At 64.1% G+C, this 13,712-nt stretch carries 14 protein-coding genes and 1 other RNA gene; 2 read left to right on the forward strand and 13 right to left on the reverse strand.

Annotated features, from left to right (window positions below):
* Nucleotides 1–435: 435 nt before the first annotated feature.
* The 12 genes from ACQCVD_RS15120 to prfB form a co-directional block, all read right to left on the reverse strand.
* Nucleotides 436–1,191 carry an ABC transporter ATP-binding protein gene (locus ACQCVD_RS15120; protein WP_426824611.1) on the reverse strand — a complete coding sequence of 252 codons (756 nt, stop codon included), beginning with the start codon at nucleotides 1,189–1,191 and terminating at the stop codon, nucleotides 436–438.
* Nucleotides 1,188–2,303: an iron chelate uptake ABC transporter family permease subunit gene (locus ACQCVD_RS15125; protein WP_426824612.1), complete on the reverse strand. Its 1,116-nt coding sequence runs from the start codon at nucleotides 2,301–2,303 to the stop codon at nucleotides 1,188–1,190. The genes ACQCVD_RS15120 and ACQCVD_RS15125 overlap by 4 nt, the downstream gene beginning before the upstream one ends.
* Nucleotides 2,296–3,318, reverse strand: a complete 1,023-nt coding sequence (locus ACQCVD_RS15130; RefSeq protein WP_426824613.1) for an ABC transporter permease — start codon at nucleotides 3,316–3,318, stop codon at nucleotides 2,296–2,298. Before ACQCVD_RS15130 ends, ACQCVD_RS15125 begins: the two co-directional genes overlap by 8 nt.
* A gap of 251 nt (nucleotides 3,319–3,569) precedes the next feature.
* A complete protein-coding gene (locus ACQCVD_RS15135) occupies nucleotides 3,570–4,592 on the reverse strand; it encodes a siderophore ABC transporter substrate-binding protein (RefSeq protein ID WP_426824614.1) in 1,023 nt (340 codons plus the stop codon).
* 407 nt (nucleotides 4,593–4,999) lie between these two features.
* Nucleotides 5,000–5,377, reverse strand: a transfer-messenger RNA (tmRNA) gene (gene ssrA / locus ACQCVD_RS15140).
* A 123-nt stretch (nucleotides 5,378–5,500) separates the two neighbouring features.
* Nucleotides 5,501–5,848 (reverse strand): DUF488 domain-containing protein, encoded by a 348-nt coding sequence (locus tag ACQCVD_RS15145; RefSeq protein ID WP_426824615.1) that lies wholly within the window; start codon nucleotides 5,846–5,848, stop codon nucleotides 5,501–5,503.
* Entirely contained in the window at nucleotides 5,845–6,342 is a 498-nt protein-coding gene (smpB, locus tag ACQCVD_RS15150) for an SsrA-binding protein SmpB (protein WP_426824616.1), read from the reverse strand. Before smpB ends, ACQCVD_RS15145 begins: the two co-directional genes overlap by 4 nt.
* A 25-nt stretch (nucleotides 6,343–6,367) precedes the next feature.
* Nucleotides 6,368–7,030 (reverse strand): hypothetical protein, encoded by a 663-nt coding sequence (locus tag ACQCVD_RS15155; RefSeq protein ID WP_426824617.1) that lies wholly within the window; start codon nucleotides 7,028–7,030, stop codon nucleotides 6,368–6,370.
* Between the two features lie 9 nt (nucleotides 7,031–7,039).
* Complete coding sequence (locus ACQCVD_RS15160; RefSeq protein ID WP_426824618.1) at nucleotides 7,040–7,678, reverse strand: hypothetical protein; 639 nt, start codon at nucleotides 7,676–7,678, stop codon at nucleotides 7,040–7,042.
* A gap of 2 nt (nucleotides 7,679–7,680) precedes the next feature.
* Nucleotides 7,681–8,583 carry a permease-like cell division protein FtsX gene (gene ftsX, locus ACQCVD_RS15165; RefSeq protein ID WP_426824619.1) on the reverse strand — a complete coding sequence of 301 codons (903 nt, stop codon included), beginning with the start codon at nucleotides 8,581–8,583 and terminating at the stop codon, nucleotides 7,681–7,683.
* Between the two features lie 31 nt (nucleotides 8,584–8,614).
* Nucleotides 8,615–9,304, reverse strand: coding sequence for a cell division ATP-binding protein FtsE (gene ftsE, locus ACQCVD_RS15170; RefSeq protein WP_426824620.1), 690 nt, complete (start codon nucleotides 9,302–9,304; stop codon nucleotides 8,615–8,617).
* Nucleotides 9,305–9,384: 80 nt separating this feature from the next.
* Nucleotides 9,385–10,500, reverse strand: coding sequence for a peptide chain release factor 2 (gene prfB / locus ACQCVD_RS15175; protein WP_426824621.1), 1,116 nt, complete (start codon nucleotides 10,498–10,500; stop codon nucleotides 9,385–9,387).
* A gap of 295 nt (nucleotides 10,501–10,795) precedes the next feature.
* Between prfB and ACQCVD_RS15180 the strand changes: the two genes are divergently transcribed.
* Both ACQCVD_RS15180 and hisN read left to right on the forward strand, forming a co-directional pair.
* Nucleotides 10,796–11,656: an inositol monophosphatase family protein gene (locus tag ACQCVD_RS15180; RefSeq protein WP_426824623.1), complete on the forward strand. Its 861-nt coding sequence runs from the start codon at nucleotides 10,796–10,798 to the stop codon at nucleotides 11,654–11,656.
* Nucleotides 11,657–11,675: 19 nt separating this feature from the next.
* Nucleotides 11,676–12,458 carry a histidinol-phosphatase gene (hisN, locus tag ACQCVD_RS15185; RefSeq protein ID WP_426824625.1) on the forward strand — a complete coding sequence of 261 codons (783 nt, stop codon included), beginning with the start codon at nucleotides 11,676–11,678 and terminating at the stop codon, nucleotides 12,456–12,458.
* Here hisN and ACQCVD_RS15190 read toward each other — a convergent pair.
* Nucleotides 12,455–13,501: a S1 family peptidase gene (locus tag ACQCVD_RS15190; protein WP_426824626.1), complete on the reverse strand. Its 1,047-nt coding sequence runs from the start codon at nucleotides 13,499–13,501 to the stop codon at nucleotides 12,455–12,457. The two genes, hisN and ACQCVD_RS15190, sit on opposite strands and share 4 nt — an antisense overlap.
* Nucleotides 13,502–13,712 lie beyond the last annotated feature (211 nt).

The following is a 13,712-nucleotide window of genomic DNA, read 5'->3' on the forward strand; positions in this document are numbered from 1 at the left end:
CGTTCTTTACCGTGACAGGTGTGACCCTGCCACCCGGCATGACCCACCCCCACCACCATCAGGGATGATGCGGGCACGACAAACAAAAAATATGAATGGCACACTATTGAGTTCTCACACAACATCAGCACACCCGCTGAAACACCCTTCCGGATCTTTCCGCTGAGCAGCTCGTCGTAATTTACACTAGCAGGCTGATCTTCTCAACCCCAAATCGTGTAAATCTTTACCGCTACTAGCCGTTAACCTCTCGGTTACTCGCTGCGGCGGTGAAGATGAATATACGCACCTCTACGATTTTCGACAAATTCGCTGGTCAGTAGGGTTTCCTTCTCTACGGTCCCAACGAGTAGTGGCCCCACCGGCAAAAGGACCGGTGGGGCCACTGAAAAATCTCTTCATCGCCCGGGGTTTCACGGGTGGAACGGGCCGCCGTCAGTGATAGCAGGCGATTTTTCCGTTCGGTCCGTCGATGACCTCGATCGGGGTGTTGAAGATACTGGAGAGAACGTCATCCTGCATGATTTCCTCCGGCGTACCCATTTTCTCGATCTGACCGTGCTTCACCGCCACGATGTAGTCCGCATACCGGGAGGCGAAGTTGATGTCATGGAGAACGACGATGATGGTTCGTCCGAACTCGGCCGCCGCGTGCTCCAGGTGCTTCATCATCTCCACCGAATGTGCGATGTCCAGGTTGTTCAACGGCTCATCGAGGAGGACGTAGTCGGTCTCCTGAGACAGGACCATCGCCACATACGCACGTTGCCGCTGCCCGCCGGACAGCTGATCGAGGTAACGGTCCTCCAGCTCACTCAGATTGAGGAAGTCGATGTATTGGGAGATGATCCGCTCGTCTTCTTCAGTCAACCGCCCCTTGCTGTGCGGGAACCTCCCGAAACCGACGAGCTGACGGACCGTCAACTTCGTGACGAAGTGGTTCTCCTGGCGGAGGATGGAGATGATCTTGGCCAGGTCCTTGGACTTGGTCTTCGTGACGTCATATTGGGCGACGGTGATCTGTCCTTCGTCCATGCCGAGCAGTCGGCCGACCATGGTCAGCAGCGTCGACTTGCCGGCACCATTGGGACCCACCAGCGCGGTGATCCCCCCAGCCGGGATCTCCAGATCCACCGGACCGATCTTGACGTCACTGGAGTAGTCCTTGCGGACATTGGTTAACGTGATCACAGTCTGCCCTTTCTGAGAATGACGAACAGGAAGACGCTGCCGCCGATCATCTCGATGATGATCGAGACAACACCCTGCGCGTTGAAGATGTGGTTCATGATGAAGTACGAGCCGGTGAGGACCACGAACGCAATCGTCACCGACATGGGGAAAACGAACCGGTGATCATAGGTATCGGCGAACTGGTACGCCAGGGTGGCGACGAGGAAGCCGAGGAAGGTCATCGGGCCGACCAGGGAGGTCGATACCGCCATCAGGATCGACACCAGGATCAGCGTGAAGATGGCGGATGCCCGGTGATTGACGCCGAGGTTGGTCGTCGCTTCCCTACCCAGAGCGATCACGTTCAGCCTGCGGGAACTGAGCAGCAGGAGCAGCCCGGCAATAGCCACCAGTGGAATGGCGATCGGGAAGTACTCGGCCTCCGCGTTGTTGACTGAGCCGAACAGCCGGGCTGAGAGGACGTCGAACTCCGACGGTGTCAGGGTGCGCTGCATGAATGTGGCGACCGACCCCAGTCCCCCGCCCAAGATGATGCCCACCAGAAGCATCGCATGCATGTTGCCGCGTTTTCCGGACAGGAGCCACGTGTAAAGCACCAGGGTCAGGAGAACCATGACCCCCATCTGCGCCAGGAACATGCTCAGACTCCGGGTCTGGAGCAGTGCCGTGGAACCGAGGAAGAAGATGGTGGCCGTGTGGATGACCGTGTACAGGGATTCGAACCCCATGATCGACGGCGTGATGATCCGGTTATTGGTCACCGTCTGGAAGGCGACGGTCGCCAGTGCCTGGCAGACCGCAACGATGATCATCACGAGAACTGCTTCCAGTCGGCGCTCGGCGATCAACCGGAATCCGGGGTGCGTGACGGGCATCGGATTGTCGTACCAGATCAGCCCGGCAGTAAATAGCAGTCCGAGGACGACCATCGAGGAAAGGATGATCCAGTACTTGCGGCGGGACTTCGCGCACTGGAAGGCGCCGGCGCTGCGCTCCTTCCCATTCAGCCGGGCTACCGGCTCAGGCGCATGGCCTTCAACGACGTCGGACTCGTAGTAGGTTTCCCGGTATTCCAGGTCAGTCGTCTTATTCTCGATGTGTTTATCCACGACCACGCTGCCTCACGATCAGGACGATGAAAACCACGGCGCCGATGATGCCGAGGACCACGGAAACCGGGATCTCAAACGGTGCGATGATGGTTCGGCTGATGAGGTCGCACACCGTGACCACAGCGACGCCGGCCAAGCACACCCAGGGCAGGTTCGACCGCAGATCATCGCCGCGGAACATGGAGACGATGTTCGGCACGATCAAACCCAGAAACGGCAGGCTGCCGACGACCACGGTGACCACGCCCGTGGCGATCGCGATGAGACCGGTGCCCAACAGGATCATGCGGTTGTAGTTCAGACCGACGTTCGTGGCCACCTCCTCACCGAGCCCCGCCACGGTCAGCCGGTCGGCGAAGAAGAACACCGCGATCACCACCAGCACGACGACGAACAGCACCTCGTACTGCCCGGCATAGACCGTGTTGAAGGAACCGGCGAACCAGATGCCCAACTGCTGGAGCATATCGGTCTGGAGCGCAAAGAAGGTGGAGACGGAGCTGACCACCGCACCGAGCATGATGCCGATGATCGGGACGATCAGGGAGGACCGCAGCGTCACACGACGCAGAAACATGAAGAAGATCATGGTGCCGACGAAGGAGAAGACCACGGCGCCCAGCATCCGGTCCATCACCGTCGCCGCCGGGATGAAGTACATGACAAACAGCAGTCCCAGTCCCGCCCACTCGGTGGTACCGGTGGTGGTCGGCTCGACGAACCGGTTCTGGGTCAGCAGCTGCATCACCAGTCCGGACATTGCCATGGCGGCACCGGCCAGGACCAGCGAGATGGTTCGTGGCACACGTACCGTCTCGAACATCATGGTGCCGTCTTCGCCACCGAGAATGTCGTATTGTCCGGTGGCCAGCGAAAGCGCGAGCAGGCCCAGGACCACGAGCACGCCGATGAGCAGCTTCCAGTCGAGGAGCTTTCCACGGGTTCGGTTGCTCCGTTCCCGGGGGGCGGTGGAGACGGCCGGCTCCGCGGATGCGGACGAGGCGGTCGACATCAACTCACCCCTTCCGATGCACGGTGGTGTGCGGCTGACTGCATGGCATGAACTTTCCTTGTTTCCTACAGGTTTTCCGATTCGGTGGAGAAGTCGGCCCTCATCGAGCGACTCACCCTTCAATTTTCAGTGTAAGGGTCGACTAATCAAAGCCAACAAGGGAGGCCGCCCCGGTGTTCCGGGTCGACCTCCCCATTACCAGAGAGTTCCGTCGCGTGGTTGGTCGCGGACGGCGCCCTCACCTGGCATGATCAGTTGTTCGCGGCTTCCTCGAAGAGGTCTGCCATACCGTTGAGAATTTCGGTGTAGGTGATGATGTTCTCGTTGGTGTAGGTGTCGGCCGGCGCGTAGAAGACCTTGTCTTCATTGATGGCGGTGACGTTGCTCAGCGGCGCACTGTCCTCGAGGATCTGCTCCGCCGGCGTGTAGGAGTCTTCGTTCCGGGTATTGGTGCCACCGTCCCGGTCCATCACCAGGATGATGTCCGGATCGGACTCCGCGATGGCTTCGACGTTGATGTCATCGCCTTCGTGGTCGGAGGAGGCGTTACCCACCTCGAGCGACGGGGTCATCCCCACGAGATCGAAGAGCGGGCCGTATGTGCGGCCGACCGAGGGGGCGATGTAGTTGATGTTGCCGCCCGAAACGTTGACCGCCATGACGGTCTGGTCGGAGATTTCTGCGTAGGCCGACTTCGCGCGTTCGAGAGCCTCGTTGAAGTCGTCGACCAGTGCCTGGGCATCCTCTTCCTCGCCGAAGATCGTGCCGAGGGTTTCCGCCTGGCGGATCAGCTCCTGGTCCAGCGGCTCGCCATCACGCGGGTCCAGCTCCACGATCGCTGCGTCCGGGTTCAACGTGGAGATGTCCTCGTAGTACTGGGAGAACCGCTGGCCGTTGATGATGAGGTCGGGCTGAGCCGCGGTCAGGGCCTCCAGATCCGGCTCGCGGTGGCTTCCCATGTTTGCGATGCTGTCATCTTCCTTGTAGGAGGTGACAGTGAACGGCACCAGCTGGACCGGAGCGGCGACCAGATCGACGTCCCACCGGTCAAGCAGCTCAAATGCGCGGTTGTCGGTGGCCGCGACGGCCTCCGGATTCGCCGGGACCTCCTGGGAGCCGTGGTTGTCTTCGATGGTGATGGTCTCGCCGGCGGCCGCCGAGGCCTCGGTGCCGGAAGCGTTCTCAGAACCACTCCCCGACTCAGAGGAGCAACCGACCAACACGAGAGCTGCGGCAGCAACAACAGAAACCAGCTTGATACGAGTCTTCGCCATGTCTTCCTTTTCCGGAATCTCGGCCCGCCCGGGGCCATTGAAGTCTAAGTTAGTGAGGTAAGGGTACCTTAAAATGAAGCTAACACAGCTTATTTACCTAAGCCAAACCTTTCCAGTTCTTTTTTGACTCCGGCTACCCTCCACAGACGCGCCCACCAGCGTGGATCGGACTACTGCGAGCTAGATCACCACCCCCGCCACAGCTGATGTAACGCACAGCTTTCCGGCAGCCCACTACCTATCCCCTACCCACGAAGGACCCTCTTACGTGTCTGCCGCGCCTCTGACGTGTCTCCCACACACCACACTGTGCAACGTCACGCAACACATCAGAATCTACCGTTTACCCTGGTAGAGCGCAGAAAAAGGGGAATCCCCACACCATCACAGGTGTGGGGATTCCCCCTCGGTGGAGCTGCCGGGAATTGAACCCGGGTCCTTCGCAACCTCGCCAGGGCTTCTCCGTGCGCAGTTCGCGCGGAATCTCTCCTCGGCCCTCCGGATCAGACGAACATGTCCGGATGATGGGCCCAGTCAGCGGTGGAAGTCCCGTCCGGCCCCGCTGACGCGACCGGACGGCAAGTCTCTTTAGTCGATGCCAGACACCGGTACAGAGACCTTACCGGGCTGACAGACACGCGGTCGCTGGTTTAGGCAGCGAGGGCGTAGTCGCGCTGAGTGTTCTCGGCGCTTATCAGTGTGCTGCGACGCTTACGGTGGTCTCCAGCCTGCACCGGCACGCTTCCCCTGGCTTAATTCACGAAGTCGAAACCAAAATCAGCCCCGCGTCACCACCGGGTCGGGAGTGTGCTCTATCCCCGGTGGAGGACTCAGTTTAACTCCCTCCCCGAGCAAAAAGCAACCCCTTTTTCGAACTCATGGCCGAAGCGGCCCCGGGGCGGAAAAGGTCAGGAACACAGCCAGTGCGCCAGAACCACCGCATGGTTGTGTTCACGGTCCTTGGCGGCATAGAGCAGGGTCACGTCGCCCTTCTCCGCCAGACTGACCAGCTTGTCCACGTCCTCATTCCCCTCATCCAGCTCAGCCTCATAGCGTCGGGAGAACTCCTCGAAGCGCTCCGGGTCGTGATTGAACCACTTGCGCAGCTCCGGAGAGGGAGCGACGTCCTTGAGCCACTCGTCGTGGTCCAGGTCCTTCTTTTTGATCCCCCTCGGCCAGAGCCGATCGACGAGCACGCGCACGCCCGACACCACCGTGTCGTCGAGGTCGTGAATCTTCACGGTGTGGACGCTCATCCAGGCATGCCCTTCACCCGGCGGCCGAGTTCACGAACCACTTCTCGCTCCTCGGTGCGACGTTTGATGTCCTGGCGCTTGTCATAGTCCTGCTTGCCCTGGGCGAGGCCGAGCTCCACTTTCAGACGGCCGTCCTTGAAATACAGCTGCAACGGGATCAGGGTCTTGTTGCCGTCGCGGACCTTGCCCATCAGGCTGTCGATCTCCCGCCGGTGGAGCAGCAGTTTGCGGTTCCGCTTGGGCGGGTGATTTGTCCAGGAGCCCCTGGAGTATTCGGGGATGTGGAGGCCGCGGAGCCACACCTCGCCGTCGTCGATGGTGGCGAAGGCGTCGACCAGAGAAGCCTTGCCTTCGCGCAGGGACTTGATCTCGGTGCCCACCAGGGCGATGCCACACTCGTAGGTTTCGAGGATGCGGAAATCGTGGCGCGCCTTGCGGTTGCTGGCGATCACCTGGCCGTCCAGGCCCTGCTTGTTTTTCTTCTTCTTGGCCATATCGTCCCCCATGGTACAGGGCGCGTCAAAGAACCAGGACCACCCACAACGCCACCAGGATGACGAGGGCCACCATGACAATGAAGAAGTACCGCTGTGCCCTCGAGGGGCTCCGCAGATGCGGGGTTGCGGTGCGCGGGGTGGAGACCAGGGCGGAGGTGGTGGGATGGCCGAGCGCCAGCGCCGCCAGGGCGGGCCGTTCCACGAGCATCGGGGCATAATCACGGGCAGCCACGTGATACCGGTCCCGCACCTCCGGGTGCCCGGTCAACGCGACGGTCGTGCTGAAGGGGTCCCGGGCGACAAGTTCCGCCAGCCGGTCCGGGTCGAAAGCCGCCGTCTTGCCGGGATGCCCGGCGATGAGGTCGAGATCGGCGTCGATGAGCAGGACGCGGTTACCGGTGACGGCGACGAGCACCTCGACATCGCTGCGCAATTCGATGTCCTGGCCGTCCAACCCCGCAATGGCGAGGTTACCCAGGTGGCGCCCCAGTTCATTCGCGTGTATCCCGGCGGGATGGACCAGGACGATCTTCTCCGGCGGTTCATCCGGGGCAGCGAGGGAGCCCGCGTTCACCGCGCGGGTGATCGTCGGGAAGACCCCGAGGAGGTGCACTTCGCCGTATTCGCTCCGGATCGCCGAACCGAAGCCACCCGGCCCGACAGTCAAGCCCAGTGACCACGTCATGTCCGTATCCTAGACCAGAGCCCAGAGCGCCAGAACGACAACGATGACGGCGAGCACCAGCAGGCCGATCTTGAGAGCGGCCGGGGAACCCGGGTTCGCGGGGGCGGGCTCGTCATGCGGGGACGGCAGTGGATCCCCGCCGGCCGGCCCGAACGCCAGCGCCGCGATCTGCGGGAAGTCGAGATGGACCGTACCCGGCCCGGTGGCGTCGACCTTCTCCCGCTCCGTGGGGTGGCCGGCCAGAACCAGTGTGGTGCCCGCCGGAAGGTCGTCGAGGTAGTGCGGCGCGAGGTCCGTCACGACACCGTCAGCCGTGACGATCTTCTTCCAGCTGGCGTCCGCGAGCACCACGGGAGCTCCGTAGCTGTCGGCGAGGACGTCCGGGATCAGGGTGACAGTGGTCTTATCCGCCGGGACCCCGGCGATCACGATCTCCCCGAGATACCACTTCAGGTCGTGGTCGCTCAGACTGCCGGGCACGAGCAGCAGCACGGAGTCCGGCAACCGCGGGGCTTCCCCCTTCGCGGCGAACGCCATGGCGCGGTCCACCGCCGGGAAGAAACCGACGAGTTGCGGGGTGCCGGCCACCCCAAGTTTCGCGGCACCGACCCCGGCGGAGGCGACGGCGAGGGAAAGTGTCCAGGTCATGTCTATTTCCGTACGTAGAAGCGGAGGGTGATTTCTGCGGTCATAACGGCCAACACTACGCCGAGTACCCCGATGACCGGGATGACCTGCCAGATATCAGCGGTGGTCACCGGCGCGATCAGGCGGGAGTCGTAGAGTCCGCGCATGACGTTGTCGAGGACGAGGTGTTTGCCGGCGAGCAGCCCGACGGCAGCCAGGGCCGCCCCCAGCAGAGTTGCCAGGACGGCCTCCAGCACGAAGGGTGCCTGGGTGTACCAGCGGGAGGCTCCGACCATGCGCATGATCGACATCTCCTCCCGGCGGTTGTAGGCGGCGATCTGGACCATGTTCGCGATGAGGAAGACCGCCGCGATCACCTGCAGGCCGGCGAGGAGGAAGGTGGTCCAGCGCAGTGAATCCAGGTTGTCCACTGCACCGCGCAGGTCATCTGCCTGATCCACCACGGCACTGACCTGGGGCAGATCCCGCACGGCGTCCAGCGGCGCAGTATCCAGGGGGTCCTCCAGCCGGACGTGCAGGGCGGCCGGCAGTGCGTCGGGGGAGGTTTCCTCCACCAGCTGTGGGTCAGTGTCCTCGAAGACCTCGACGAAGCGCTCGTAGGACTGCGCCTGCGAGCGGAAGGTCACGCCCTCGACGCCATCGGCGGATTCCAGTTGTTCACGGACCTCCAGGCAGGCCCCGGAAGAGCAGTCGGTGTCCCCGGCCGAGGTTTCCTCGTCGAACTGGACCATGACCTCGATGCGGTCCAGGTAGATCGCCTTGGTGTCCGCCGTGACCTGGGTGACCAGAAACCCGGTGGCCAGCAGACCCAGGGAGATCGCGGTGGTGATGACCAGGGCGATGCCCATGGTGATGTTGCGTCCCATCCCGCGGAAGGTCTCGCGGAGGACGAAGCCGAGTTTCATGCCGTGTTCCTCTTTCCGGTTCCTGCTGCAGCTAGCGGGTCTCGCCGTAGACACCGTGGGCGTCATCGCGGACGAGCTTGCCGAGCGAAAGCTCGATCACGCGCTGGCGCATGTCATCGACCGCGCGGGCGTTATGCGTGGACATGATGACGGTGGTCCCGGCGCGGTTGATCTGGGTCAGCAGGTTCATGATCTCATCGGCGGTGCTGGGATCCAGGTTGCCGGTCGGCTCATCCGCGAGCAGCACGAGCGGCCGGTTCACCGATGCCCGGGCGATGGCCACCCGCTGTTGTTCGCCACCAGAGAGCTCGTTCGGCATGCGTTCCGCTTTGGCGCCGAGCCCGACCATGTCGAGGGTCTCGGCCACTGCGGGGGCGATCTCGTTCTTCCTGGTCCCGATCACCTCCAGCGCGAATGCGACGTTGTCGTGGACGTTGAGTTTGGGTAGCAGGCGGAAGTCCTGGAACACGTAGCCGATCCGGCGGCGCAGCTGGTTGATCCGTTTTCCCCGCAGCGCATTGACGTGGAAGTCCCCCACCCGGATGTCACCGGAGCTGACGTTTTCCTCACGGATCAGCAGCTCCAGGAACGTTGACTTGCCGGATCCGGAGGGGCCGATGAGGAAGACGAACTCGCCCTGTTCGATCGTGAGCGAGATATTGTCCAGCGCCGGCCGGGTAGACGTCCGGTAGATCTTGGATACCGAGTCAAACGTGATCACGTTCCACACTGTAGCCAACCAGAAGTGCCCGAAGTGATCATCCGGGGGAACTCAGTGTCACCGGGTCCCCGAGGCCCGGGTCACTGCCCGTCGGCGTTTTTCTGCTGCTGCGCCATACGCCAGCGGATGCCGGCCTCCAGGAAACCGTCGATGTCGCCGTCGAGCACCTTGGCGGGATCGCCGACTTCATGGTCAGTGCGCAGGTCCTTCACCATCTGGTACGGGTGCAGGACGTAGGAGCGCATCTGGTTGCCCCAGGAGGCGTTGCCGCCAGCACCCAGGGCGTCCATTTCCGCCCGCTCCTCCTGGCGTTTCTTCTCCAGCAGTTTGGCCTGCAGCACCCGCATCGCGGAGGCCCGGTTCTGGATCTGGGACTTCTCGTTCTGGCAGGTGACCACGATGCCGGTCGGGATGTGGGTCAGCCGGACGGCGGAGTCGGTGGTGTTCACCGACTGGCCGCCCGGGCCGGAGGAGCGGTAGACGTCCACGCGGACGTCATTGTCCGGGACGTCGATGTGGTCGGTGGTCTCCACGACCGGGAGCACCTCGATCTCGGCGAAGGAGGTCTGGCGGCGGCCCTGGTTGTCGAAGGGGCTGATCCGCACCAGACGGTGCGCCCCCTGCTCGACCGACAGCTGGCCATACATGTAATCGCCGTGGACGACGAAGGTGGCGGATTTGATGCCGGCCTCCTCCGCATAGGAGATGTCGTAGACGTCGACCTTGTGGTCATGCTTCTCGGCCCAGCGGGTGTACATGCGCATGAGCATCTCCGCCCAGTCCGCCGCGTCCACGCCGCCGGCGCCGGAGCGGATGTTGATCACGGCCTCGCGTTGGTCGTAGTCGCCGGCCAGCATGGTCTTGACCTCGAGCGCCTCGACCTCCCGCTTGAGGTCCGCGAGCTCGGCGTCGGCGAGTTCCTCCCCGCCTTCCTCGTCCTCGGCGAGTTCGTACATCACCGGCAGGTCCGAGAGCCGCTGGCGCAGGTCCCTCAGCTTGCGCAGCTGCGACTGCACGCTGGACAACTCCGAGGTGACCTGCTGCGCGTGGTCCGGGTTGTCCCAGAGGGAGGGATCCGTGGCCTGCGCCTCCAGCTCACGGACACGCGCGGACAGCTCCTCGGGGTCCATGATCTTCTCGATGGTGGTCAGAGTCTGGTCCAGGTGTTCCAGAGTTGAGCTGTTTTCCGATCGCATGACACCACATCCTACCTGCCTGACGCAGCCGCTCCTACGTCGCCGGGGCCGGCAGCGGATCCCGGTGCCGCAGGATGTACCGCGTAAACGCGATGATCACCCCCGAACAAACCGGTCTCGTCCTGACTGGCAGGCCCGAGCACCGCGACCAGCCCCCACAGCGAGGGGTCCAGGCCCATCAGTCCCGGGACCGTGCCGAACACGCCGATACGCCAGCAGGGGAGGAAACACCAGTTCATGAAGGTTCCTCGCCCCCGTATGCCTGCCCGACGCGCCGGTGGCCGGACAAGGCACAATGGAGTCCATGTCTACCCCTGAGAACCCGCAGTCCCTTTCTGACATGATCGACGCGATCACCAAGACCTTCGTCATCTCCCACGAATCCGACCCGGATGACCGCCTGGCCAAGGCCCTGGTCTACAACGCCGGGCGGCTGGCCTGGCGGATGCGGGAGATGGGCGTGGAAACCGAGTACAAGACCTCGGTCTCGGACGTGGTCACCGATGCCGACCGCGCCGCCGAGCGTTTCGTCGCGGGAGCACTGGAACAGCTCCGCCCCGAGGACGGCATCCTGGGCGAGGAGGGCGCGGCACGGGAATCGGCGTCGGGCCGGGTCTGGGTCATCGACCCGGTGGACGGCACCTACAACTTCACCGCCGGCTCCGACTACTGGTGCTCCGCCCTCGCGCTGGCGGAGGGGAACACCACCGACCCGGAGCAGCTGATCCTGGGGGCCGTCCACCGCCCCGCCATGGGCTACACCTGGTTCGGCGGCCCGGGCCTGCCCACCGAGCGCGACGGCCGCGGCGTCGACAAGCTCGCTGATGCCCCGGTCGAGCAGCTGTGCCTGGCCACCTACCTGCACCCGCGGTTCATGGGCGAGGAGACCACCCGCGAGGCGTGGCTGCGGGTGACCAGGCAGTTCGCCACGGTCCGGATGCTGGGCTCGGCCTCGGTGGACCTGGCGTCCGTCGCCGACGGCACGCAGGACGTGTGGCTGCAGCACTCCGTCGCGGACTGGGACTGGCTCCCCGGACGCGCACTCGTCGAGGGGGCCGGCGGGGCGTGCACGAAGGTCGAGGCTGGCGGGGTCACCTGGTCGTTGGCGGGCAATCCGCAGGCGGTGAAACAGGTGGTCGGCCTGCTGACGGCCTAGCGCTCTACAATCGGGTGGTATGACTCACTACGCAGACGATCTCGCCCTCGCCCTGGAGCTGGCGGACATCGCCGACGGCATCTCCCTCGGCCGCTTCGAGGCCACGGACCTCCAGGTCGACTCCAAACCCGACATGACCCCGGTCTCCGATGCGGATCTGGCCTGTGAGGAGGCGTTGCGTGCCAAGCTCGCCGAGCTGCGGCCCACGGATGCGGTGCTCGGCGAGGAGTTCGGCGGCGAGCTCGAGCACACCGGCCGGCAATGGGTCATCGACCCGATCGACGGCACCAAGAACTACGTGCGCGGCGTTCCCGTCTGGGCGACCCTGATCTCCCTGCTCGTCGACGGCGAGCCGGTCGTCGGAGTGGTCTCCGCGCCGGCCCTGGCGCGCCGCTGGTACGCCTCGCAGGACGGTGGCGCCTGGCGCAGTTTCAACGGCGGATCACCGGCCAAACTGGCGGTATCGGGCGTCAGTGACCTCGCTGACGCCTCCCTCTCCTTCTCCTCCCTGGCCGGCTGGCAGGAACGCGGGCTGCGGGACGAGTTCCTCGCCCTGACCGAACAGACGTGGCGGCTGCGCGCCTACGGGGACTTCTTCTCCTACTGCCTGGTGGCCGAAGGGGCGGTGGACATCGCCGCCGAGCCGGAGGTCTCCCTCTGGGATCTGGCGGCCCTGTCCGTGCTCGTGCGAGAGGCCGGGGGCACCTTCACTTCTCTCACCGGTGCCCCCGGCCCCCATGGCGGTGACGCGGTGGCCACCAACGGCGTGCTTCACGACGCCGTGCTCGATCGCCTGCGCTAACCCACGCGGAAGCCCGCTCCCGGGCCGCCCGTGGCGTTGAGGTCGGCCATGACGTTGGACATGTTCGTCACCACGGTGGGCATGAACAGCTGTCCCTGCAGCGGACTCTGGCACTGCAGCTGGTGGAAGGGCAGCAGCCCGCCGGAGACCATGCCCACCACCTGGTCACCCCGCATCACGGGGGCCCCGGAATCGCCCTGCATGGCACAGACCTGGGTGATGGAGACCTGTTCGCTGGCCGTCCAGGTGTTGCCGCAGGTGTGGCCGGTGGCCACGCCCTGCTTGCACAGCACCTCACCGGTGGCCGGGGCAGGACCGCCCACGGAGTTGACCGTCACTCCGTTGTAGGAGTTGGACACCTCGGCGTTGTCGCCGAATTCCACCACCGAGTAATCCAACGCCTTGTTGCCGCCGACCACGGTGCCGGACTGCCCGACCCCATGGGAATCCGCCGACATCACCGGGTCCCCCTGATCGCCGCAGTGCCCCGCGGTCAGGCCGATCTTGCGGCCGGCCGCATCGTGCCCGGCCACCCCGAGGGTGCACATCATCGTGTCACCGACGTAGACCGGGGTGCCCGGCCCGTAGAGCGAGACGCCGCGCGCCTCGGCGTCCCGGGACTCCTGGGGCACGTCCGGAGCGTCGAACCAGCTGCCGGCCACCCGCTGCAGGACCGGTCCGGTGGATGAGCCGGCCAACGCCTTCGAGGCGGTGTCCTCGCGCCAGTGGTAGTTCGGACCGTCGATGTTCCCGGCGTAACCGGTGGCGTCCTCGGCGAGCTGTGGTGCCTGGGTGGAGATCTCCTCCCGCACCTCGGCCACCTGGCCCGAGGCCTGCTCCACGGCCTGTGTGGCCTGGGTTGCCACAGCATCGACCTCCGGGCCGGAGATGCCGAGGTCCGCCAGGTCCCCCTGGACCTGCTCGATCAGGCCGGCCGGGTCACCGGGAAGCTCCTGGGCCCCCGCCGCCGGGGCGGCGAACAAGGCCGCACCTCCCAGGAATCCGGCGATGAGGTACGACCTCACCCGGAGCTTCTTTTTCATGTAGTCACAACTTTCTCTCCAGTAACGGAACTATTCCTCCATCATGCCACGAGGGGCAACCCCACTGAACCTTCTCCGGTGTGACTTAGAGATTGCGCGGATAGGTGGGCCAGGACGGGGCCATGACATAGGGCAAGCACGAGGCCTGGTACATAGGAATTCGACCAAGAATTCACCATCATCCAGGAGCACTCGTGCCTGCTGTTCCATC

The organism is Corynebacterium halotolerans (assembly GCF_050107895.1).
GTDB classification, from domain to species: Bacteria; Actinomycetota; Actinomycetes; order Mycobacteriales; family Mycobacteriaceae; genus Corynebacterium; species Corynebacterium halotolerans_B.

What these genes read in the sequence shown, in the direction of transcription:
- ACQCVD_RS15130 (WP_426824613.1), bottom strand. Translation starts at nt 3,318, where the DNA reads ATGTCGACCGCCTCGTCCGCATCCGCGGAGCCGGCCGTCTCCACCGCC.
- ACQCVD_RS15135 (WP_426824614.1), bottom strand. Translation starts at nt 4,592, where the DNA reads ATGGCGAAGACTCGTATCAAGCTGGTTTCTGTTGTTGCTGCCGCAGCT.
- ACQCVD_RS15145 (WP_426824615.1), bottom strand. Translation starts at nt 5,848, where the DNA reads ATGAGCGTCCACACCGTGAAGATTCACGACCTCGACGACACGGTGGTG.
- ftsX (WP_426824619.1), bottom strand. Translation starts at nt 8,583, where the DNA reads ATGAAACTCGGCTTCGTCCTCCGCGAGACCTTCCGCGGGATGGGACGC.
- ACQCVD_RS15155 (WP_426824617.1), bottom strand. Translation starts at nt 7,030, where the DNA reads ATGACGTGGTCACTGGGCTTGACTGTCGGGCCGGGTGGCTTCGGTTCG.
- ACQCVD_RS15160 (WP_426824618.1), bottom strand. Translation starts at nt 7,678, where the DNA reads ATGACCTGGACACTTTCCCTCGCCGTCGCCTCCGCCGGGGTCGGTGCC.
- ACQCVD_RS15180 (WP_426824623.1), top strand. Translation starts at nt 10,796, where the DNA reads ATGGAGTCCATGTCTACCCCTGAGAACCCGCAGTCCCTTTCTGACATG.
- ACQCVD_RS15190 (WP_426824626.1), bottom strand. Translation starts at nt 13,501, where the DNA reads ATGAAAAAGAAGCTCCGGGTGAGGTCGTACCTCATCGCCGGATTCCTG.
- prfB (WP_426824621.1), bottom strand. Translation starts at nt 10,500, where the DNA reads ATGCGATCGGAAAACAGCTCAACTCTGGAACACCTGGACCAGACTCTG.
- hisN (WP_426824625.1), top strand. Translation starts at nt 11,676, where the DNA reads ATGACTCACTACGCAGACGATCTCGCCCTCGCCCTGGAGCTGGCGGAC.
- smpB (WP_426824616.1), bottom strand. Translation starts at nt 6,342, where the DNA reads ATGGCCAAGAAGAAGAAAAACAAGCAGGGCCTGGACGGCCAGGTGATC.